We start from the raw sequence: 22,626 nt of genomic DNA, 5'->3' as shown, positions 1-22,626 counted from the left end.
TACCGACGACCTGCAAGAGATGAACATCAGCGTACAAAGGGCATTCCCAATATAGGTAAGTCCACCCTATAAATCACAAGCGCGCAGTTCTATCGTCGGCGCTCCATTCGAGGAGAGCCCCCATGATTACGTTTCAGCGTCCATTACTCGTCGGCGCGCTTATGGGTTTGCCGCTGCTGGCCTCGGCGGCCGACCAGCCTGCGACCGACAATGCGGATCGCGCCTTGACCAGCAGCGGCTCCGCGCCGCTCGTCGAGAAAGTGAAACGAGCGACAGAGCAGTTCAAGAATTTGAACGTCGCGCTCAACCAGGGCTGGGTCGCAGCGACAACCTGTGTCAGTGGCCCGAACTTCGGCGCCATGGGCGTGCACTTCGGGTTGCCGGCGCGCATCGGCGACGGCGAGGTCAAGGGCGACGAGCCTGAATTGTTGATCTACGAACCGCTGTCGGGTGGCGACACGCGCCTGGTCGGCGTGGAGTTCATCGTGATCGCGGACGATTGGGCCGACAAACATCCGAACGGCGAACCGCCGTCCGTCGACGGCCACTTGATGAATTTTGTCGGCGAGCCGAATCGTTACGGATTGCCCGCGTTTTATGAGTTGCACGTATGGGCGTGGGAGCACAACCCGGACGGCTACTTCGCCGATTGGAACAAGCTCGTGACTTGTAACAAGCAGACCGCGGACTAGGCCTTGTCCGGGCCGATGCGGACCAACGCCTTGCCGAGATGCTGGCCGCGCACCATGCGCTCGAACTGCGCGGGTGCGCTGGCCAGTCCGTCGGAAATGTCATCGACTTGAACGAGCTTGTCCTCACGCAGCCAACGCGAGCCGAGCTGCACCCATTCGGGATGTCGGTTGAAATAGTCATAGACGACCATGCCCATGACCGTCGCACGCTTGCCCATCACCGCGCCGAGCGGATATGCAGCGGGCGGCCCATCCGAGTGGTAATGGTCGGCCAGGCCGCATAGAACGACGCGTCCATACAAACGTAGCAGCGGAAACGCCTTCTCGTAAACCGCGAGTCCGACGTTTTCGAAATGAATGGTCGAGCCTTCGCCGACCGCTTGCTTGAGTGCGGCCGCCCAGTTCTCGGTGCGATAGTCGATGCAGGCATCGAAGCGGTAGCGTTGCGTGACGAGCGCGCATTTCTCCGGCCCACCGGCAATGCCAATGGCTCGTCCACCCAGCGCACGCACGATCTGCCCTGCCACGCCGCCCACGGTTCCAGCAGCGGCATCGACAGTAAGCACATCGCCTTCTTTGGCTTTCGCCAGTTGAGTGATACCCACCCAAGCCGACAGACCCGGCATGCCAAGCACGCCGAGATGCGCCGTTAACGGTAGCGTCGGATCGACTTTCCGAGCGCCACTCGCAGGAATCGCGGCAATGTTCGTCCAACCGGTCTCCGCGACGACATAGTCGCCACGCGCAAAGTCCGGGTGATCCGAATCGAGCACTTCAGCAACTGCCGAGCCCGGCAGCGAAGCACCTGGCGCAGGCGCCGGTTCACCCATGTGCTTGCCACGCATTCGGGAGCCGAGATACGGATCGAGCGACAACGCGATAACACGCACACGCAGCCCACCGCGTGGCGCTGCGGCCGGCACGGGCCGCTCGACTAACGCGAAGTCCGCCGCAACCGGCCGAGCCTGCGGTGAGTGACGAAGTACGACTTCCTGATTTCCGGCGGACATGGCTGACCTTCGTGATAAGTGTCGTGGCGTTTAGCGACCGATCTCGAGCAGCTCGAGCAGCTCCCCTGCGGGGCCTCGAACTGTCGCCGCGCGACGCCCGCCATATACCGGCCCCGAGCGATGCACGGGCGCTTCGATATATTCCAGCGGCAGTGCGTCGAGGTCGTTCACCGCGAGCGTGACCAGGGCATTCGCTGCCGGCAGCGTGCCCTCCGGTCCGGATCGAACCGTCGCGCTTTCCGGATAATCATCGACTTCGACGATCGGCAAGCGCCCCTTCTGCACCATCGTGATGGTGCTGCGATGATCCTTCGGCAGACCGAAGGCGTTGTTGATCATCGAGTATGCGAGCGTGTAGCTGCTGCCCACATCCAGCTGCAGCAGGTGCTCATACCACTGCACCGTCGCGTCGCGGTTTGGAGTCGCAAGGATCACGATGAAGATGTGATCTGTCAGCGAGTTGGCCTTGGGCAAATCCGAAGTCGGCGTGTTCTCCGCGACTTCATTCAAATAAATCATTTCCCGACCGCGCCCCAGCACCTGCATCGGAATGAAATACGGCAAGCCCTCGAGCGCCTTCGGCGGACCGACAACGTCGAAGCCGCTGCCTTGCAATCGTCCGGGCCAGCCGAAGACTTCTTGAACCGTCAGCTCATAGGCCGCCCACCCGTAAGTGCGCGTCGGGTGAAAATCCGCCGGCAACGGCGCTTCGACCAGACGAATGAAACAATGCGCGCCGCTCTTCGGCTGCAGCGTCGCCATCTTCGCGCCGGCGCTGCGCGGACAACCCCAACTCGCCGCGAGATCCGCCGTAAGCGGACCATGATCGACGAGCTCGAGCCCCAAGCGCTCGTGATAGTCGGCCAGGGCGGCATCGAGATCCGGCGTGGTGACGACGCCGCCCACGATGCGGCCGTGAGTCAAATAGTTGCTCATTTGAATTGCGCTTTGCGCTTGGCAAGAAAAGCCGCCACGCCCTCGGCAAAGTCCTCGCTGCCGAACGCGGCCGAGAACACTTGCTGGGTGGATGCATCGTCATCCGGTTGCCCATCGAGAATCCGACGGACGATGCCCTTGATCGCGCGGATCGCTTGTGGCGAGTTGCTCGCAATCACGTCGGCAAGCTGATCTGCTTCACCGGCCGCGTTCTCGCTCAGAATCTCCACCAGTCCGATGCGATGCGCCTCGGCCGCGTCGAGCAGCTGACCGGAGAACAGCATGCGCTTGGCCTGCCCCTGTCCCACCAGATCGACCAGCAGTTTCGTATCGTGCAGCGAGTACACCAGTCCCAGCTTCGCCGGCGTGATGCCGAATCGTGCCCGCGAGCTGGCGACGCGAATGTCACATGCGATGGCCAGGCCGCAGCCACCGCCGACGCAATCGCCGTCGATGAGTGCGATCACGGGCTTCGGCGCACGCGCCAGCTCGTACTGAACCTTGCGGATCGCCGCCTGGTTCATCTTCTGCCACGCCGGATCGAGCGCTCCCGTCGCGAACTCGGAAATGTCAGCGCCGGCGGAGAACACGCCATCCACCGCGGACTGCAGGATCACGACCTTGATGGCAGCGTCCTTCATCGCCTCGTCGAGCAGCGATGGAAACAGGTCCCACATCGCCTGCGTGATCGCATTACGCTTCGCGGCTCGGTCGATGACGAGCCGGGCAATCGCTCCCTGCTTTTCGAGTCGCACCGTCACGGCGGGCTCACCTTCGCGAAGTGCTGGGCGATCTCCTGTCGCGTCGTGATCCACACGTCGCGCTTCGCCGTCGCGTACTTCAGGAACTCTTCGAGCGCCCAGATGCGACCCGGCCGGCCGATGATGCGCAGATGCAGGCCGAGCGACATCATCTTCGGAAAGCCGGCCTCGCCTTCGCGATACAGCTGGTCGAAGCATTGCCTGGCATAGTCGAGCCACTGGGTCGGCGACATGGCGGGATCGATCCACATCTTCATGTCGTTGGTGTCGAGCTGATACGGCACGATCGCGATGGGCTTGCCCGGCACGGTGGTGCGATCCCAGAACGGCACGTCACCGGAGTAATCGTCCATGTGATAGCTGAAGCCTTCCTCGATCAACAGTCGGCGAGTGTTGTCCGTATGCAGATAGCGGCTGAGCCAGCCCATCGGTCGCACGCCCACGGTCTTTTGAATCGAAGCCACGGCTTTGCGGATGAACTCACGCTCGTCGGCCTCATTCATCTTGAACTGATGAATCCAGCGCCAGCCGTGACTGACCGGCTCATGGCCGAGCTCGGCAATGGCCTTTGCGATCTCGGGATGGTTCTCGAGGCTGAGCGCCGCAACCGTCCAGCTCGCCTTCACACCATAGTTGCGCAGCAACTTGACGATGCGCGGCGCGCCGGCCTTGATGCCGTAGAGATAATTCGACTCGTTGCCATAGTTGCGGATGGGCAGTTTGAGATGAATGCCCAACTCGTCGACCGGCTCCATGCCCTTGTCGCCGCGGGCGACCGTCATCTCCGACCCTTCTTCGACGTTGACGACGATCGACAGCGCGAGCTTCGCGCCATTCGGCCACTCGATGCGTTCTTCCTGCATCAGTGCATCTCCTCGCCGCCGGAAACATTGAGCGATTCGCCCGTCACATACACGGCATCGTCGGAAGCGAGCCACGCGCAGGCCGCCGCGGTGTCGCTCGCGAACCCCGGCCGGCCGAGCGGATTTTTGCGCTTCATGTTCTCGATGTAAGCCTCGACGCTCGGGAAGCCGAGCAGCTTCGAGAAGTACTCGTTCTGTTTGGCGCCGAGGCCGGTCGTCACGTGATTCGGACACACCGCGTTGACGGTAATGCCGTGGGTGCCCAGCTCGATAGCCGTGGATCGAGTCAGACCGACCATGCCGTGCTTGGAGCTGGTGTACGGCGCCATGTGAGGAAAGCCGGACTTCGCAGCCTGGCTCGCGATATTGATGATGCGTCCGCCCCGCCCCTGCTTGATCATCACGCGCGCCGCGGCCTTCGTGCCGAAGAACGCGCCGGACAGGTTCACGCCGAGCACTGCGTCCCATTCGCTAGCAGTGGTTTCCAGCAGCGGCTTCATGATGTAGCCAATGCCCGCGTTGTTCACCCAGATGTCGAGCGATCCAAATGCTTCGACCGCTTTCTGAGCCAGTGCTTCGCAGCTCTGCTCGGAACGCACGTCGCAGGGAATGGTGGCGACCCTGGCGCCACGCTGACGTAGCTCGCTCGCAATCTTTTCCATCTCCGCCGTCGTGCCGATGTCGCCTGCGCCCATGTGCTGAGCGGGCGCGCCCAGGTCGGAAACGACGCAGTTCGCGCCCTCGTCGGCGAAGCGTTGCAGGATGGCCTGGCCGAGGCCTTTGTCGCGACCGGAGCCGGTGACGACCACGGTTTTGTTTTCAAAGCGCCGCATTAGAGTGCCTGCGTCAGAATGAATTGAGGATTGTCCGCAAACTGCTGGAACTGCGCGGCGACCTTCTGCACGGCCTCGCTGCCCACGTCCGCGCCGAACGCGTTCATGTCCGCCACGTCGATCACCTCTATATAGGAGTACGGCGGCTTGGCGTCGGTGCCGAGCACTCCGGTCGTGCGATAAACCTGGAAGTCCGCAACCGAGCGCAACGCGCGCACGCCAGGAATATCCGTGGTCCGCGCCCACTTCTCATAAGCCGCCACGTCCGTACCCGGCTTGAGATTGAATAGAACGACGATTCGCATGGGAGTCCCTCGCTTTCTAGTTGATAGGTGGAGGCCTATAGCCGCGCAGGCCGGTATCCAGTTCTCGCGCGACCGCGATCAATCCGGCTTCGTTGCCCGGAGCGCCGACGAGCTGAACAGCGACAGGCAGGCCGTGCTCATTCAATCCCGCTGGAACGCTGATCGCCGGCAGGCCCGCGATGCTCGCAAGCGCGGTGAAATTGGATTGGCTGACCGGCGGTCTGGACGTGTGCTCGAAGGCAGCTTGAGGCGCAGTGGGCAGTAACAGCACACCATCTGTCCCGATGCTTTCGCGAAGAACGTTTCGCGTACGTTCGAGCACGGCCTGAGCGTCCGCGCACTGCGCGTCCGAACGATCTTCTACGTAGCCCAGCATGAACTTCAATTCCGCCGACAGAACTTCTGCGCGCTCTCGGCGCGTCTCCCCAAGATGTTCGATCAGCTCGCGAACGGCGACGATGAACCCGGCAGAGCGTATGGCCAACGCATCGTCTGCAAGTTCGATGCTTGCGGCCGGCCGACTCGCCAGCAGTTGACGTGCCTTCTCGTATCCAGCAATCACAGCCGGCTCGCACTTGGATGCGTCCACCAAGCCATCGAGGAGCAACAGACGCTTCGGCTCAACGGCGGGCGAAACATCCATCAACACGCGGAGCACCGCGTTCAGATCATCCAGCGAGCGCGCGAGCGGTCCGATGCAATCGAAACGTTCGCTCAAAGGCACGAGCCCCGCGGATGACATCAGCCCCGTTGTGGGTTTGATCCCATACACGCCGTTGTAGGCCGCTGGGATGCGAACCGAACCGAGCGTATCGGTGCCGAGCGAAGCGACACATAAGCCAGCAGCGACAGCTGCACCACTGCCACCGGATGAGCCGCCAGGCGTGTGGCCGTCGCGATGAGGATTCAGGGCCCGGCCGAACCACGGATTGTCGGTGGTGGCACCGAGCGCCGCCTCGTGCATGTTCAGCGTGCCGAGCACGATGGCGCCGGCGTCCTTCAACTTCGCGACGACGTGCGCGTCGCGATCTGCGACAACGCCTCGTCGCAGTTCCATGCCCGCGTTCCATTCGAGCCCTTGGACCGCGATGTTCGCCTTGATCGCGACCGGCACGCCTTCGAGCGATCGCGCCTGCCCTTTCTGGATACGTTCGACGCTCGCAGCGGCATCCGACAACGCGCGCTCTCGATCGACCTCGATAAAAGCTTTCAGCGAAGCAAGGCGATCGATCCGATCGAGATGGCTCGCGATCACTTGCGCAGGCGTCGTCTCGCCGGCGGCATAAGCTGCTCGCAGACTCTCGATGCTGACTTTCCGCCAATCGCTCACGACTTGCGCTCGTCGATCAGTCGAATCGGTTTTTGACGCACGTCGATCTGGGTCAGCGACGCGGTCTCGCCGGCGCCCACCAGCTTTATCACCACTTCGACGCCCAACCCCCGCCGTAACACGCCGGCAAGTTGTTCCGCATCCGTGTTGCCGCGGCTTTCGAGCACGACGACCATGTCATCGCGCATCGTGCCCGGATCTCGCGTCAGGCGGCAGACGTACTCGCCCGTGAGATCGCTGCGATTCTCGATCAACGCGCCGATGGCATGCGGGAACACGTTGATGCCGCGCAGCTTGACCATGTTGTCGCTGCGGCCTTTGAAGCCGGCGATACGACTGAACACCATGCCGGTCTGATTCGTACCGGTCAGCTCGTGCGTGATGTCATGCGTGTTGAACCGGATGCAAGGCGCGATGTCGTCTTTGAACAGTGTCGTGACGACCATGTCGCCGACCTCGCCTCGTCCGACGGGCACGCCGGTATCGACATCGAGCAGTTCCAGATATTGCGCGTCTTCCCAAACATAGAGGCCGTCGCGCTCGGGACCTTCACCTGCAATCGATCCGGTGTCGCCGACGCCGTACCAGTCGAACGCCTTCGCGCCGTTCCACGCCTGCTCGACACCCGAACGATCTTCCGTACCGAGATGGCCGCAGATCATGCGAATGTTGATCTTGTCCAGCACACCTTCGGCGCGCGCCACTTCCGCGAGCTTACGAATGTAATCGATGAACCCGACCAGCACGGACACGTTGAAGTCGGCCATCAGCGCGACCTGATTCGCCGAACGGGTTTCGATGCCGGTGCCGGCGGACAGGAAGATCGAGTTCGTGAAATGCGTGACGGCCTCGCGGATGTAGTGACCGCCGTTGATCATGCCGTGCCCATACACGGACTGCACCACGTCCTCGGGCTTCAGTCCTTGCCAACGATACATGCGTCCCACGAGCAGATTCGTGACCTCGCGGCCTTTCGGACCGAACAGCAGCGCCTGCGGACGCCCCGTCGTGCCTGAGGTCGTGTGAAAAATCACCGGCGAACGCTCGGCTCCGCCGACACCGGCGAAATCGCCGTAGGGCGGATGCTCGGCAATCGACTTCATCAAGTCGCTCTTGTCGTAAACGGGCAGCTTGACGATGTCTTCGAGGCTGCGGATATCACCGGGCTCGATGCCCTTGGCGCTCCACAAGCGCCGATAGAACGGAATCTGCCAGCCGCGCTTCATCAACCGCAGGAAGCGCTGATTCTGCAGCGAACGCAGCTCATCGCGGCTCATCGCCGTGTAACGCGCGACGAAGGCGTCGCCGATGGGATAGTCCTCGAGCATCTGCCGGGCATCGAATGCTTCGAAGTACGAGGGAAACGTCATGCATCACTCCGCATGAGAGAAAAAGGACAGCGGATCCAGAAACAACGCATCGTCGAGACCGCCACCTGCCAGCTCGCGACAAAGACCGCGTTTCGCATCCACCTGCGCAGCGCTCATCGGCGCGGCCGGGTGCCCTAAAACATTCGGCACGTCCCGCTCGATCTTCGTGCCATCGGTTCGATGGACGACGATGCGCTGAGGCGCCAACGCATTGGGATTCGGATTGGCGTCGCGCGTGATCTCGAGCTTGGACGCCAGCGCCATGATGTTCGGATCCGAGAACGTTTCCGCCGTGAAACGACGCGGATCGATCCGACCGTCGCTGAGCATGAGCGCGCTGAGCAGAGGCAGACACAGGCGTGCGTACGCTGATGTCATCGTTGGCTGCAGCGGCCGACCGACGAGTCGATGGACGAGTGTCGGGACGAAAGCTTCGATGCGCGCCACCGAATTCACATCGACACTCCCGTCGCGACGGAGCGCGTCGAGCGTCGAGAGCACGCCGTGGCTCGCACGCCCGCTCGGAAACGGCTTGACGCTGACTTCAGCAATGCGCCACACCGAGCCTATCGTGTTCGTGTAGGTGGCGAGGTCGCCGTCATCGATCAACTTGAAGTAACCGAAAGGCCCTTCGAGCACATCGTGCGGCCCCGTCAGGCCCGCCTTCACCAAATCGACGGCCGCAATGGCCGCCCGAGCCGCGCCCGCAATCTGCAGCGGCAACGCGATCGACCCTTCCACATGCGCCTGCATCGTACCGGCGCATTGTGAGTATGCGAGACCGAGCACGTCGTCGACATTCTCGATGCCTTCGATGCGCGCTACCGCGAGAGCCGCGCCGATACATCCCGCCGTTGCTGGCCGGAAGAAACGCAGCGGACTGGTCGCCGCGATGCCGAGCCCACTCGCGATATCGACGCCGACCGCCAGCGCGGTGAGCGCCGCGTCCCGATCACAACCGCCGCGACGATCGATCGCTGCCAGCAAGGCGGCAGTGACAGTGGACAACGCATGCACGACCGCAGGCTCATGCACGGCGTCCCATTCCAAACAATGAATCTGAAATGCATTGACGAAGGCCGCGCTCGCCGCTGGCAAACGCACGCCGCTCGCCAACACGCGTGCGTCGTTGCCGGCTCCCCAACCACGCGCCGCAGTGAGCACGCCGGAGGCGCCGGGCGCTGTCGATCCAGCCGCTCCAACGGCCAACGTATCGGCAAGCAACCGTAGCGTTGCCTCGTGAGCTTCCGGAGGCAGCGTGTGCGGGGCTCGGGCGAAATCCAGCAATTTGCGCGTGGCGCTCACACCAGACTCCTCACGACTGCTGTGATGTCACGAACCTGGCGGGTCTCGAACACCGTGCGGACGATGTCATCGATGGCAGCCGGCGCCAGTCCGCCCCACTCCATCAACTCGCGGACTTTGTTCACAACGCCAAGTTCGCTCAATGGCCGCTCCGGATCGCCGAGCGTATCGCGCAACGTGATCTCGCCCGACTCCGACGTGACACGCGCGCCGAAATGGTCCGGATACGCGGCCGTCATTTCAGGCGATTCCTCGACCGTCACCAGCTTGCGAAGCTCGGCCAGTTCCTCGATGGCGCCGGGCTCGAAATCGCTGAGGCGCGGCGTGCCCCGCTTCATCACGATGGCGACGGCGTGTTGTAGTGAGAACTTGGCTTCGAGCACGCCGGCCGGATTCAAACGATTGCAGAACACCAAGGCGTCGCGGTAGGTACTGACGGTGACACGCCCAGTCAGGAGTCCTCGGCTCTTGAGCTCCAGGGCAGCGTCGATCGCTGGGTGCGCATGCCGGCAAGCGCCCCAAGGCTTGAAACTAACGGCTTCAATCTTCCATGCGCCACTCAGATCGAGCGGCTTGGGCTGCACGCAGGTGGCGGCGAGCAAGCCCTGCGGACCTTCCAGAATGAAACGCGGCCCGGTCACGCCATTGCGCGCCTGACGAGCGGCGGCGACGCCGGTCGCCATGGCATGCGCCAGATGCCATTGTTTCGCCATGACCGGCTCGTGTCGCATTTGCCAGAGCCCGCCCGCCACTGAGCCGGCCAGGCCCAGCGCCGAGACGATCTGGTCACGATCGGCCCCGGCCAAACAGGCCGCGGCCGCCGAGGCGCCGAAAAATCCGGCCGTCGCGGTGTTGTGCCAATAAGAATAGTGGCGCGCATCGAACATCGAGCCCACGGCGATCATGGCCTCGTAACCACGAATCGCCGTGTCCAGCACGGAATCCAGCGCATCGGCGCCCACTTCCAACACGGTTGGCCAGATCACCGGCCCGGGATGCAGCAGCGCGGCGCGATGCACGTCATCCATTTCCAACACGTTTCCAAGCCATGCGGCGGCTTGAACAGGCGCGGCCGACTGCGTGTTTCTCTGGATTTTTCCGACCGCCGACGCTCGCGCCCCGGCCACACACCCCAGCCAATCGAGCAAATGCAGGCGGGCCCGCCGGCGCACCGACGCATCAATGGGCTGCAGAAGTCGCTCCGCCAGGCGCTCGGTTTCGCTAAGCTTGCTACTATTCATTGCAGGTGGCTCTCCACCGACAATTGCCAAATGGAGGCCCTGGCTTGGCAGCAAAGATCAAAAGATCGACGCGCAGCGCGGTTCGCAAACCGAAATATCAGCAGATCGCGGCCGAGCTGCGTGAAGGCGTTTTGCGCGGCGATTACCGGGACCTGGATCAGTTCCCGACCGAAAGCGTGCTCTGCGAGCGCTACGGTGTCAGCCGTTACACGGTGCGCGAAGCGTTGCGCTCCCTGCAGCTCGAGGGTTTGATCGAGCGCACGCGCGGCTCGGGCACCACGATTCAGCCCGCGACCGCTCGTGGCGGCTCGTTGTATCAACTGTCGAGCGTTCGGGAAATTCTTCAATACGCCCGCGACACCAAGTCGGCGTTCACACCGCTGGGCATGACCGAGTTGCCGAAAGACATCGCGGCGAACGTGGGCGCACCGTCCGAGGAGCGTTGGTTTCATTTTCGCGGCTTGCGTACGCGCCCCGGTCAGCCGGAGCCTATCGCGCTGACAGATGCGTACATCCATCCCGACTTCCAGAGCGTGGTCGAGAAGATCAAGCCGAATGGCCTGGCGATCTTCTCTCAGCTCGAAAAGCTGGCGCGTGTGAAAATGACGCACGTCACCCAGAACATCAAAGCCGTGGCGGTGAGCAATCAAGTGGCGGCCGAGCTGGGTATTCCGCGGAAGACGCCGTGCCTGCACATCTTGCGTTGTTACATGGGCGCCAACGACCGGCTGTTCGAGATCTCCTCGAGCTACCACCCCGCCGATCGCTTCGTGTACTCGATGCATATCGACCTGGAAAAATAACTCAGCCATCGCCGAGCTCCGGCGCCGGCCGCGGGCTCCAGGCCGGCTCGCCCGAGAAACGAATCGCCGGTGCGATGTGATGAGCGCCATCGGCGTTGGCGACCAGGCCGCGCTCCGCCAGATGCGGTTGCGCGAACGCCTCGCGAAAATCCAGCACCGGCGCGAACGCCACATCCTTGTCGGCGAACCACTCGATCCACGCATCGCGCGAACGCGTTCGAAACGTTTGCCGTAAGAAATCGACCAGCGGCACTTGCGCCAGCCCCGGTGGCTCGGTCGCCAGCGGAATCAAATCGGGCCGGCCCAGCGCATTGAGCAGATTCGCGGCGAATTTCGGCTCGCGTCCGCCGAGCACGATGTGACGGCCGTCGGATGTTTCATAAACATTGTAGAACGCCGCGCCGCCGAGCGATCGCTGATTGCTGGAACGCGGCGGCTCACCGCCGGCCATCGCAGTACCGACGATGTGCGAACACCACGGCAACAACGAATCGAACATCGCGATATCGAGATAGTCGCCGCGCCCACTCTTCTCTCGACCCAGCAACGCCATGAGCACTGCCGACAACCCGGTAAGGGCCGCAGCCATATCTGCGGACGGCGCCCCCGGAACGACGGGCGTTCCGTCCACACCGTCGTTCACTGAAATAAAACCGCTGAGCGCCTGGACCGCGAGGTCGTGAGCCGCGTGATGCGCCATCTCGCCCGTCTGCCCGAATGCGGAGATGGAGCAGTAAACGATGCGCGGATTGCGCGCCGACACCGCTTCATAGCCGAAGCCAAGCCGCTTCATCACGCCTGGACGGAAGCCTTCGACGAACACGTCGGCGCCATCGATCAGCGACCACAGCGCTTCGACTCCCTGGGGCGATTTCAAATCGAGCGCAACACTGTGCTTGCCTCGATTCAGATTGCGAAACCACACCGACTGGCCGGCTTCGAACGGCGCCTGCGCGCGCGCCGGATCGCCCGCCGGCGGCTCGACCTTGATGACCTCCGCTCCCTGGTCGGCCATCATCACCGACAGCATCGGGCCCGGCAGGAACTGCGACAGGTCGACGACTTTGAGGCCGGTGAGCTTGCCCATGGATTTCAGACGATGCCTCGGTTCTTGAACGCTGCAATTTCCGCCCCGCTGTAGCCCGCTTCGGCCAGCACGGCGTCGGTGTCCGCCCCCAGCAGCGGCCCGGCGCGATTCGGCAAGCGCTTGCCATCGAGCCGGATCGGGCTCGCCAGCACGCGCAGCTCGGGGCGATCGGGATGCGCGACCGTGTCGATCATGCCGATGTTACGCAAATGCGGATTGTCCAGCGCCTGGTCGAGCGACAACACCGGTGCAACGGGCATGTGGCCGCAGAGCAGCTTTACCCAATGCGACGTCGGCTGCTGCTTGAACACGTCATCGAGAATCGCTGTCAGCTCGTCACGATGCGTCAGCCGATCGGCCGGCGTGACGAAGCGCGGATCGCGCGCCAGCTCGGGCTGCCCGATCTTTTCCACCAGCGCGCGCCAGAACTTCGGCAGCTGCGCCATCACGAACACCCAGCCATCGGAGGTGCGGAACATCTGGCTCGGCGTGACCGACGGATGCGCGGAACGCGGCGTACGAGGAATCACGTCGCCTTCATTCAAGTACCACATGGCCGGATAGCTGGTTTGATGAACCGCGACCGACAGCAGATCGACGTCCACGTCGCGCCCCTGCCCCGTGCGCTGAGCATCGAGCAACGACGCGAGCAAACCGATCGCCATCTGAGCGCCCGTCATGAAGTCCACCATCGACAACCCAAAGCGAGTCGGCGGCGCCGCCGGCTCGCCGGTCAACGACAGGAACCCCGCTTCCGCCTGCATCAAATAGTCATAGCCCGGCCAGCGCGTGCGCTCGTTGTCGCGTCCATAGGCGGACAGGTGCGCGCAAACCAGCGCCGGGTTGACGTCTTTCAGGTCATCGTAGGTCAAACCGATCTTCTTCGGCAGATCGCCGCGCAGATTATTGACCAACGCGTGGCTCTGCGCCGCCAGCCGATGCAGGATGGCCTTGCCCTCGGGGCTGCCGAGATCGAGCGTCAGCGAGCGTTTGTTGAGATTGAAGCTCTGAAAATACAGGCTCTCGTTCTCCCGCAGATAGTGCGGACCGACCGCACGGGCAGTGTCGCCTTCGCCGGGCGACTCGATCTTGATGACCTCGGCGCCGAGCTGCGCCAGGAACTGCGTGCCATAAGGGCCCGCGCCATACTGCTCGGCGGAGAGAATACGAAAACCTGCGAGCGGCAAAGGCTTCATGCCGGGTTCCTCTTCAGCCACTGCTTGGCGATGATCATCCGTTGCATTTCGTTGGTGCCCTCGCCGATGCACATGAGCAGCGCGTCCCGGTAGAAGCGCTCGATCTCGTATTCCTTGGAGTAGCTGTAGCCGCCGAAGATGCGCATGGCCTCTTCGGAGTTGCGGACCGCGGCTTCGGAAGCAAAGTACTTCGCCATGCCCGCTTCCATGTCGCAGCGTTCGCCGCGATCGTAGGCTTCAGCCGCGTTGGTCACGAGCAAACGAGCCGCCTCGGCGCGCGTCACCATCTCGCCCAACTTGAGCTGGATGGCCTGATGCTGGGCAATCGGCTTGCCCATGGTCTTTCTCACCTGCGCATAAGCCGTCGCGAGACGCAGCGAGCCTTCCGCCAAGCCGACGCCGCGAGCGGCGACGTTGATGCGGCCGAGCTCCAAACCGCCGGTGGCCTGGAAGAAACCCTGCCCCTCTTTGCCGCCGATCAGATTCGCCGCCGGCACCCGATAGTTCTCGAACACCAGCTCGGCGCTATCGATGGCCTTGTAACCGAGCTTGTCGAACTTCTTGCCGACGCTGAAGCCCGGGCCCTTGGGGCAAACGAAAAAGCTCATGCCGTTGTAACGCGGCTCAGCCTTCGGATCGGTCTTGACCAGCACGGCGAAGCAGCTGCCCTGGATGCCGTTGGTGATCCAGGTCTTGGTGCCATTGATGATGTAATCATCGCCGTCGCGAACTGCGGTCGTGCGAATGGCCTGCAAATCGGTGCCCGCATCGGGCTCGGTCAACGCCAGACCGCCGCGAATCTCGCCGGAAGCAAATTTCGGCAGCCATTGCTGCTTCTGATCTTCCGTGCCGAAGCGCTCGACCGCCGCGGCCATGATCAGATGCGAGTTGACGATGCCGGTGATCGCCATCCAGTAGGAAGAGATCTTGGCGATGATCTTCGCGTACGTGGTCGCCGGCAGGCCCAGCCCCTCGTAATCCTGGCCGATGGTGGCGCCGAACAGCCCCATCTCTTTCATCTGCTCGACCAGCTCGGCCGGCCAGATGTCGTTATGGTCGTGATGCATCACGACCGGGCGCACCTCGCGCTCGACCCAGCGGTCGATCGCCTCGAGCAGAGCCTGTTCCGCGGACGCGTCGATGCGCCGTTGCGAATGTGCTGACACTTATGAGATCCCTCAGTCGCCGACCGGACCGCAACCGCGCTTCCAGATCAGCATGGTCCGGCTGAATGTACAGACGATGTCGCCGTGCTGGTTCTTGCCCGTCGTCTTGACGGTCACGATGCCCTGCTCGGGACGCTTGGCGGATTCCCGCTTGTCGATGACTTCGCTCTCGGCATACAGCGTGTCGCCGGGGAACAGCGGATGTGACATCCGGATGTTGTCCCAGCCCAGGTTGGCGACCGCCTTCTGACTCACGTCCGAGACGCTCATGCCGACCATCAGCGCGACCGTGAACGGCGAGCACACCAGCGGCTTCTTGAATTCGGTCTTCTTGGCGAACTCGTAATCGAAGTGCGCCGGGTGCGTGTTCATGGTGAGCAACGTGAACCACACGTTGTCGGTATCGGTAATCGTGCGTCCGGGACGGTGCTCATACACGTGCCCCACCACGAAATCCTCGTAATAACGTCCAAAGCTCTCGCGATAGCGGCCCGGACTGACTTCAATGACCCCATCACGCATCGTGCTCGCTCCGCATGTTCGTCAAACTGCTTTGATCCAGAATTCGTCGATAACGGCGCATGATCGGTGCTTCGAGCATGCGGCCTTTGAAACGCACAGCGGCGCCGTTGGCCGCTGCGAATACTTGTGCTGCCTGCTGCGCCTCGGCGATTTCTTCCGCCGTCGGCAACATCACTGCGTTGATTGCATCGACCTGCGCCGGATGAATCGCCGCCTTGCCCGTGAATCCCAATTGCTTCGCGGCCCGGGTCTCCGCAATCAAACCTTGCTGATCGTCGAGACCGATGAATGGAACATCGATAGCGCCGACGCCTGCACCCGCGCACGCGAGAATGAAAGCGCCGCGCGCGGCGAGTAGCGGTTCCCACGCCAGTGCCACGCCGAGCTCGGCGGCGAAATCGCCGCCACCGAACATCATTGCGCCGACGCCCGGTGCAGCCGCAATTTCATGCGCCGCCCGCAATCCCTTTACCGTTTCGATCAACGGCACGATGGCCGGCGCGTTGCCGTCGAACGCCGCTGTAACGACCGCGATCTCAGCTGCGCTCTCGACCATCGGCACCAACAACAACGGCGGCGCGACGTTCGCATTGACGAGCGCCAGCAAATCTTCCAAGCCGGCGCGCGTCTTGATGCCATTGATACGCAGAGCGAGGCGTCGATCGCCCGCAGCCAACGCAGCGAGCGCGGCGGCCCGCGCCGTGACCTTGTCGGATGCGGGGACCGAATCTTCGAGATCGATACAAACAACGCGGGCCGCCGCGGCCAGCGCTTTCGATGTGCGTTCGGGCTTGCTGCCCGGTACGAACAGCAGACTGGCGATATCGTTTGCCGCGTTCGTCATAGCGGCTTCACCGCGCCGAGATACGAAGTCACGACCAGCAACAGGTAAACGGCCCACACCCACCAGCGCGTGCGATCCATCGTGGCGCGCAGCGGCTTCTCGGTGGCGTCGCTCGAGCCTTCCTTGATCAGGCGTCCCAACTGCGGCCCCACCGGCTTGAATGCAACATCGATCATGATGGCGGCCGCGAAGATCACGCCGAACAGAAATGCTTTGGCCGCGAGCCAGGTCGGAATCAGCGGCGCACCTGTCGCCAGCGACTGCGCGCCGATCCACAGATAACCGACCATGATGAAACATTTGAGCCAGAACTCGATCTTGCGATTGCGCGCGGCGCGCGGTGTTTGATCGTGCAGATGGGCATCCCACACCAGCCACAGCCAGACCAATCCCGCCAGCCACGCCGCCGCGAGCAGCCAGCCCGGCACGGCCCACCAACCACCGGCCGAAACCACCGACAGAGACAGCGGCACCATGAGCGCCCACGCAGTACGCGGCACCATGTCCACCTGCACCAGCAACTTCAGCAACGCCAGGCGCTGCTCGAGCGTGTAGGTCTCCCGCTTGCGAAAGTGCTGTCCGAGCACGAACACACCGACGTCTGCACCGAGCCAGAGCACGAACAACAGCAGGTGCAGATAAACCAGTGTCGGATACATCAGTGGCATCGCTCGTGCATCTCCCGTCGTCTTTTGCCTGGCGCCGACTGCGCTTCGTGGGCGCTCGATTACAGGCTCGTAATCATCATAGCGCCCATGGTATTTGTCCGGACAACTTTTTTGCAAGCGGCCTTTTTTTGCACAGCATTGCAGCGCGCATGCGACGCCTGCGCGGCGCCGGGCCAAGTCGCAGAATGCGCGCCGTTACAATTGTCCATACAACTCTAAAGCATTGTGCGGCGGCGGTTTCCCGCGGCGCGCGCTCGCAGCCCGCCCAGTGCACGCTTGACAAGGTGCGCGTTTAGTGAGATTTGTCCGGACAACTTTTTTGCCGCGCTTCGAGAACAACGGGAGGGGAATATGCGCAATCTGTTTGGCCTGGCCACAGCTCTGACGACCAGCCTCGTGACCATGCCGCTGTACGCACAGACCGATGCGGGATCCGACGAGGGCGCCTCGTCGGGCATCACAGAAGTCATCGTGACGGCCCAGCGCCGCACCGAAAGCGCACAGGAAGTGCCGATCGCAATCTCGGCGTTTTCCGCCGAACAGCTGACCAGCCAGGGCGTGTCGAACACCCTGCAGATCGGTCAGTACATCCCGAACATGGTGGCCCAGAACAACACCGGCCTCGGCTCGGCGAACGCGTTCTATCTGCGCGGCCTGGGCAACAGCGAGACGGTGGCCACCTTCGACCCGCCGGTCGGCACTTACGTCGACGACATCTATCTGAGCCGCCAGAACGCCAACAACCTGAGCTTGTTCGACGTCGAGCGCGTCGAAGTGCTGCGCGGTCCGCAGGGCACCCTGTTCGGCCGCAACACCACCGGCGGCGCGGTGCGCATGATCATGGCGGATCCCGGCGACGAGCTGGGTGGCTACGCCGAGATCGGCTATGGCCGCTACAACAAGCAGGTCGCACGCGGCTCCATCGATGTGCCGGTGCTCGACAAGCTGGCGGTGAAGTTCAGCGGTTACTGGCAGGAAGACGACGGCTACGTGAAGAATGTCACCACCGGCGATCGTCTGAACGACGACGACGGCTGGGGCGCCCGCGTCGGCCTGAAGGCCGACTTCACCGATACGATTTCCTGGTCGGCTTCGTTTGCCAAGATCGAGGCCGATGGCGAGAACATCCTCAACTTCGAGTGCAACCCGGCGAATCCCGCCGACTGCAACGGCCGCTTCGCGACCACCGGCCTGCGTGAAGGCGCAACCGGCGCTGCGCCGTACGCCCCGCTGGTGATCTCGGGCCGCAAGGCCAACTATCTGCTGGGCGCCCGCTCGGAGACCGATCTGCTCACCTCGAACTTCCAGATCGACTTGAGCCCGGACTTCCAGTTGAGCTTCATCACCGGCTACGTCGACACGACCCAGCAATATGCGCTGGACTTCTACGATGGCCGTGGCGGCCCGTCGCTGGCCTCGCCGACTCCGCCGGTTCGCGGCTTCACCCGTGGCGGCTTCACGATCCTCAATGACGGCTCGCACGAGCAGTTCAGCCAGGAAATCAAGTTGAACGGCAGCCTCGGCGACGGCTTCGCCGACCTGGTCGCGGGCGTGTACTACCTCGATGAGAAGAACACGACGGACTTCGCCGACATCTTCGGCGACACGCTGCTGCTCGCAGACCGCGTGCTGGACAACACGACCGAAGCCCTCGCCGGTTACGCGCAGGCCGACTTCAACGTCACCGACGAGTGGAAGCTCACGGCCGGCATCCGCTACACCGACGAAACCAAGAAGATGTCGATCCGCGACAATCGTCCGAGCTGTAACGACGGCACGATCGAGGCGACGTGCATGGACAACGTCAACCTGATCTCCCCGTCCGGCAAGCCGATTCCGCGAGAGATGGGCACGGACATGTGGACACCGCGCTTCGCCGTCAACTATCAGCCTTCTGGCGACGTGCTGCTGTTCGCCTCGGCGACCCGCGGCATGAAGTCCGGCGGCTGGAACGCCCGCAGCACGCCGGCTCGCAGCGTCCTGCCGTTCGGCCCTGAGAAGGTGTGGAGCTACGAGACCGGCGCCAAGACCGACTGGCTGAACAATCGCCTGCGCGCCAACGTGACGCTCTTCTACCTGGACGTGGCCGACCTGCAGACCCCGTCGGCGCTGCTCAACGCCAACGGCTCGATGACGTTCCTGACCCGCAACTTCGCGGATTACGAGAACAAGGGCATCGAGCTGGAGCTCACGTACATGCCGATCGACGGCTTGACCACGTACCTGAACGTCGGCTACCAGGATGACAAGTACAAGATCGACCGCAATGCGCCGGATTTCGACGAGTACGGCATCCAGTCGGTGAGCGCGCAACAACGCTTGTGTCAGCAACAGCTGTCGACCGGTGCGATTCCGAACGCCAGCCCCGCCGTCGCCGCCTGCGCCGCCGGCATCATCACCGCCGAAGGTCAGATCGCCGAACCGGTGCGCACACCGGACGTGACGCTCTCGTTCGGTGCAAGCTATGACATCCCGCTGGGCTCGAGCCGCATGACGTTGGTGCCTTCGCTCAACGCCAGCTATCGCACCGAGCAGGAAGTGTCGACCAACAACCTGACCATCTACAGCGGCTCGGTCACTGGCACCAACGGCACGTTCCCCTCCAACCCGTACAGCGGCGACTACATCACCGGCTCGTACAGCCCCGAGGCCTGGTTCGTGAATGCCACGTTGACGTTGTTCGGAGCGGACGATCGCTGGCTGGTGGCGGCCGAGTGCACGAACTGCTTCAATGAGACGGCGGTCAACACATCGCTGGCCAACACTGCCTACATCAACGCTCCGATGCAGTGGATGCTTCGCACGAGGTTCAACTTCTGATGACAGCAGGCGAAAGCCGCGCCGACACCACGTCGGCGCGGCCAGCTTCGGAATTCAAGCGGGGCTCCAAACCGCTGGTGGCGGCGTTGCTCGGCGTGGCGTGCGGCGCCTCGCCGTTGCCGTTCAACGTGCTGCCGCTGGTGATGGGCCCGATCCACAAGGAATTCGGGTGGGATTTCGCCTCGGTGAGCGCGGGCGTGACCATCTTCGGTCTGATCGCTTCGTTGCTCGCGCCGGTGTTCGGCGGGCTGGCCGACCGCTTCGGCGTCCGGCCCGTCGCTTTGTTGTCGTTGTTCCTGTTCGGGCTGATGTTCGGCTCGTTCTACTTTCTGCCCGGCTCGCTGGGCGGTTATTTCTTGTTCTGGGCGGCGCTCGGCGCCATCGGCATCGGCTCGACGCCGGTGACCTGGAGTCGCGCCGTCAGCTTATGGTTCAACCGCAATCGCGGCCTCGCGCTCGGCATCATGTTGTTGGGCACGAGCCTCGCCGCGCTGGTCGTTCCTCAAATCGCACAGCGCGCCATCGCCGCCGGGGGCTGGCGCATGGCGTTTCCGGTCGTCGCACTGTTGCCGATACTGGTCGCACTGCCGATCGGTTATTTGTGGTTTCGTGAGCCGCGCGCCGACGAGCGCCCCGCCGGTGTCGGTGGAGCGGACGGAAAAGTCGCTGGCATCACGCTCGCACAAGCCGCGCGCGGCTATCGTTTTTGGGTGCTGCTCGGCTCGATCCTGATGATCGCGTTCGCGTACGGCGGTGCTCACATTCACATCGCGCAGATCGTCGGGCTGCATGGCTTCTCGGCTCAAGTCGCCGCGAGCGTGCTCGGCGTCGTCGCCATCGGCATTCTCACTGGACGACTCCTCGTTGGTTTCCTGTTCGATCGCTTCTGGGCGCCGGGCGTCGCCTTCCCTGCCCTGCTGTTGCCCGCACTGGCTTGTTATCTGTTGATGGGAACAGACACCAGTCTGCCATTGGTGATGACGGGCGCGTTCCTGCTCGGCTTCGCTGCCGGCGCGGAGTCCGACGTGATCGCGTTCCTCGCCGCGAAGTATTTCGGCATGGCGCATTACGGCCGCATCTACGGCGTGCTCTACATGCCCTTCGGCATTGGCTCGGCGATCTCCCCCATCATCTACGGCATCGTGCGCGACCGCACCGGTGGCTACGATCCGATGCTGCTGGTCGCGATGGTGTTGTTCGCCGTGGGTGGCGCCATGCTGCTGGCGCTGGGCCGCTACAACGACAAATTCGCCGAGCCCAACTCCGACGCCGACCCCGAGCTGGTCCGCGCTTCCTGATCCCGGCGCTTGATATGAACGCTTCGATGCACATTGCAAACGATCCCCTGGCGGCGATTGCTGCCGCCGTCGGCCCACAAGCCTTGGTGACCGATCCGGCCGAACTGCGCTACTACTCGCACGATGTTTACAGCGGCGGCGAAACTGCGCTCGCCGTGCTTCGTCCGAACAACAAAGAGGAGCTCGCTCGCGGAATCGCGGCGGCTACTAAAGCCGGTGTCGCAATCATTCCTCGCGGCGGCGGCATGAGCTACACGGGCGGCTATCTCGCGCCAAGCAAACAAGCGCTGCTCGTCGATACGGCCGCGATGAACCGCGTGCTCGAGATCAATGAGACGGACATGACTGTGACCGTCGAAGCTGGTTGCACGTGGGATCAGTTACAGCGCACGTTGAAACCGAAGGGATTGCGGGCGCTGGCCTGGGGCACCTTGTCTGGCATCAACGCCACCGTCGGTGGCGGCATGAGTCAGAACGGCATCTTCTGGGGCGCGTCCGGCGGCACGGTCGTCAATGCGGCGATCAGTTTCGAAGTCGTGCTCGCTGACGGAACCCTGGTGAAGACTGGCAGCGACTTCTTCCGTACGTTTGGCCCCGATATCACCGGCCTGTTCGCCGCCGATTGTGGCGCGCTGGGCGTGAAAGCGACGATCACCTTGCAAGTGGTTCGCGAAGGCACCGCCTTTGCGTACGGCTCTTTCAGCTTCCCCGAGGCGGAGGGTTACTTCAAAGCCATGAGCGCGGTCTCACGCGAGGGGCTGGCATCTGAATGTTTCGGCTTCGATCCGAACCTGCAAGCTCAACGCATGAAGCGCGAGAGCCTGACCAAGGATGCGCAGTCGCTGGTCAACATGATGAAGGCGCAGGGGTCGGCATGGAAAGCTCTTAAGGAAGGCGCGAAAGTCGTCGCCGCCGGCCGCTCGTTCCTCGATGACGCTCACTTCTCGCTGCATGTGATCGCCGAGGGCCGCCATCAAAGCGCGGTCGATGCCGATATGAAAGCGGTGGAAGCCATCGCCGTTCAATTCGGCGGCCACGGTGTCGAGAACACGATTCCCAAGATCCTGCGTGCCAATCCGTTCCCGCCGGTGAATTCGATGGTCGGACCGGAAGGCGAGCGCTGGGTGCCAGTGCACGGCTTCCTGCCGCACAGCCGACTGGTCGAAGGCTGGAATCGCATTCAAGCCATGTTTGCCGAGCATGCGACTGCCATGACGGACAACGGAGTGACAACCGGCGCGTTGCTGTGCGCGGTCAATCGCTCCACTTGTCTGATCGAGCCCGTGTTCTATTGGCCGGATGAGTTGCAGGACATCCACCGCCGCTCCGTCGAGTCGGCGCATCTCGCCAAGCTCAAACAGTTTCCCGCGAATGAGTCGGCTCGCGCATTGGTCAAGCAGTTGCGCACGTCACTCATCGGAATCTTCCGCGAGCTGGGCGCGACTCATTTGCAGGTCGGTCGCGCTTATCCGCTGAAGCAAGCAAGCGATCCGCGCGCGTGGGAGCTGTTGCAAGCGGTGAAGCGGGCCGTCGATCCGAACAACCTGATGAATCCCGGCAGCCTGGGACTATGAGG

General features: G+C 63.0%; 21 protein-coding genes. 5 read left to right on the top strand and 16 right to left on the bottom strand.

From position 1 onward, the window contains the following. The first annotated feature begins 122 nt into the window (after positions 1–122). Positions 123–692 (top strand): hypothetical protein, encoded by a 570-nt coding sequence (locus GYH35_RS12320; RefSeq protein WP_161812124.1) that lies wholly within the window; start codon positions 123–125, stop codon positions 690–692. On the opposite strand, the gene GYH35_RS12315 is transcribed toward GYH35_RS12320, so the two are convergent. From GYH35_RS12315 to GYH35_RS12270, 10 genes are read right to left on the bottom strand one after another with little or no spacing between them, the layout of a single operon-like run. After that, positions 689–1,702: an MDR family NADP-dependent oxidoreductase gene (locus GYH35_RS12315; RefSeq protein ID WP_161812123.1), complete on the bottom strand. Its 1,014-nt coding sequence runs from the start codon at positions 1,700–1,702 to the stop codon at positions 689–691. The genes GYH35_RS12320 and GYH35_RS12315 overlap by 4 nt on opposite strands. Before the next feature lie 30 nt (positions 1,703–1,732). Beyond that, positions 1,733–2,638, bottom strand: a complete 906-nt coding sequence (locus GYH35_RS12310) for a VOC family protein (protein WP_161812122.1) — start codon at positions 2,636–2,638, stop codon at positions 1,733–1,735. Further along, a complete protein-coding gene (locus tag GYH35_RS12305) occupies positions 2,635–3,399 on the bottom strand; it encodes an enoyl-CoA hydratase/isomerase family protein (RefSeq protein WP_161828546.1) in 765 nt (254 codons plus the stop codon). Before GYH35_RS12305 ends, GYH35_RS12310 begins: the two co-directional genes overlap by 4 nt. Further along, positions 3,396–4,262 (bottom strand): polysaccharide deacetylase family protein, encoded by an 867-nt coding sequence (locus GYH35_RS12300; RefSeq protein ID WP_161828545.1) that lies wholly within the window; start codon positions 4,260–4,262, stop codon positions 3,396–3,398. The genes GYH35_RS12305 and GYH35_RS12300 overlap by 4 nt, the downstream gene beginning before the upstream one ends. Beyond that, positions 4,262–5,095, bottom strand: coding sequence for an SDR family NAD(P)-dependent oxidoreductase (locus tag GYH35_RS12295; protein WP_161828544.1), 834 nt, complete (start codon positions 5,093–5,095; stop codon positions 4,262–4,264). The genes GYH35_RS12300 and GYH35_RS12295 overlap by 1 nt, the downstream gene beginning before the upstream one ends. After that, positions 5,095–5,400, bottom strand: a complete 306-nt coding sequence (locus tag GYH35_RS12290) for an REDY-like protein HapK (RefSeq protein ID WP_161812118.1) — start codon at positions 5,398–5,400, stop codon at positions 5,095–5,097. Before GYH35_RS12290 ends, GYH35_RS12295 begins: the two co-directional genes overlap by 1 nt. A gap of 16 nt (positions 5,401–5,416) precedes the next feature. Further along, positions 5,417–6,730, bottom strand: a complete 1,314-nt coding sequence (locus GYH35_RS12285) for an amidase (protein WP_161828543.1) — start codon at positions 6,728–6,730, stop codon at positions 5,417–5,419. Next, entirely contained in the window at positions 6,727–8,100 is a 1,374-nt protein-coding gene (locus GYH35_RS12280; protein ID WP_161828542.1) for a phenylacetate--CoA ligase family protein, read from the bottom strand. Before GYH35_RS12280 ends, GYH35_RS12285 begins: the two co-directional genes overlap by 4 nt. Positions 8,101–8,103: 3 nt before the next feature. Beyond that, a complete protein-coding gene (locus GYH35_RS12275) occupies positions 8,104–9,405 on the bottom strand; it encodes an MmgE/PrpD family protein (protein ID WP_161828541.1) in 1,302 nt (433 codons plus the stop codon). Then, on the bottom strand, positions 9,402–10,646 hold the full coding sequence (locus tag GYH35_RS12270) for an MmgE/PrpD family protein (RefSeq protein ID WP_161812114.1): 1,245 nt from the start codon (positions 10,644–10,646) through the stop codon (positions 9,402–9,404). The genes GYH35_RS12275 and GYH35_RS12270 overlap by 4 nt, the downstream gene beginning before the upstream one ends. 44 nt (positions 10,647–10,690) lie before the next feature. Between GYH35_RS12270 and GYH35_RS12265 the strand changes: the two genes are divergently transcribed. Continuing rightward, the gene (locus tag GYH35_RS12265; protein ID WP_202624270.1) at positions 10,691–11,449 is read left to right on the top strand and encodes a GntR family transcriptional regulator; all 759 of its coding nucleotides are present in this window, start codon (positions 10,691–10,693) and stop codon (positions 11,447–11,449) included. 1 nt (position 11,450) lies between these two features. Here the strand turns inward: GYH35_RS12265 and GYH35_RS12260 are convergent, their stop codons facing one another. From GYH35_RS12260 to GYH35_RS12235, 6 genes are read right to left on the bottom strand one after another with little or no spacing between them, the layout of a single operon-like run. Next, positions 11,451–12,536, bottom strand: coding sequence for a CaiB/BaiF CoA transferase family protein (locus tag GYH35_RS12260; protein WP_161828540.1), 1,086 nt, complete (start codon positions 12,534–12,536; stop codon positions 11,451–11,453). 5 nt (positions 12,537–12,541) lie between these two features. After that, entirely contained in the window at positions 12,542–13,732 is a 1,191-nt protein-coding gene (locus tag GYH35_RS12255) for a CaiB/BaiF CoA transferase family protein (RefSeq protein ID WP_161812112.1), read from the bottom strand. Further along, positions 13,729–14,898, bottom strand: coding sequence for an acyl-CoA dehydrogenase family protein (locus GYH35_RS12250; protein WP_161812111.1), 1,170 nt, complete (start codon positions 14,896–14,898; stop codon positions 13,729–13,731). Before GYH35_RS12250 ends, GYH35_RS12255 begins: the two co-directional genes overlap by 4 nt. 12 nt (positions 14,899–14,910) lie before the next feature. Beyond that, positions 14,911–15,420, bottom strand: coding sequence for a MaoC family dehydratase (locus tag GYH35_RS12245; protein WP_161812110.1), 510 nt, complete (start codon positions 15,418–15,420; stop codon positions 14,911–14,913). Next, positions 15,413–16,264, bottom strand: a complete 852-nt coding sequence (locus GYH35_RS12240; protein WP_161828539.1) for an HpcH/HpaI aldolase/citrate lyase family protein — start codon at positions 16,262–16,264, stop codon at positions 15,413–15,415. Before GYH35_RS12240 ends, GYH35_RS12245 begins: the two co-directional genes overlap by 8 nt. Next, a complete protein-coding gene (locus tag GYH35_RS12235; protein ID WP_161812108.1) occupies positions 16,261–16,932 on the bottom strand; it encodes a hypothetical protein in 672 nt (223 codons plus the stop codon). The genes GYH35_RS12240 and GYH35_RS12235 overlap by 4 nt, the downstream gene beginning before the upstream one ends. A 351-nt stretch (positions 16,933–17,283) precedes the next feature. Here GYH35_RS12235 and GYH35_RS12230 point away from each other — a divergent pair, with 351 nt between their 5' ends. Genes GYH35_RS12230 through GYH35_RS12220 form a run of 3 tightly spaced genes read left to right on the top strand, consistent with a single transcriptional unit; the run spans position 17,284 to position 22,624 of the window. After that, on the top strand, positions 17,284–19,752 hold the full coding sequence (locus tag GYH35_RS12230) for a TonB-dependent receptor (protein ID WP_161828538.1): 2,469 nt from the start codon (positions 17,284–17,286) through the stop codon (positions 19,750–19,752). Continuing rightward, entirely contained in the window at positions 19,752–21,050 is a 1,299-nt protein-coding gene (locus tag GYH35_RS12225; protein WP_202624269.1) for an MFS transporter, read from the top strand. Before GYH35_RS12230 ends, GYH35_RS12225 begins: the two co-directional genes overlap by 1 nt. A gap of 14 nt (positions 21,051–21,064) precedes the next feature. Beyond that, entirely contained in the window at positions 21,065–22,624 is a 1,560-nt protein-coding gene (locus GYH35_RS12220) for an FAD-binding oxidoreductase (protein WP_161828537.1), read from the top strand. Positions 22,625–22,626: the final 2 nt, after the last annotated feature.

It is taken from the genome of Steroidobacter agaridevorans (genome assembly GCF_009932555.1).
Classification (GTDB): Bacteria; Pseudomonadota; Gammaproteobacteria; order Steroidobacterales; family Steroidobacteraceae; genus Steroidobacter; species Steroidobacter agaridevorans.
Note: the sequence above shows the minus strand (reverse complement) of the source record. Positions and strands in the feature narration are given on the sequence as shown.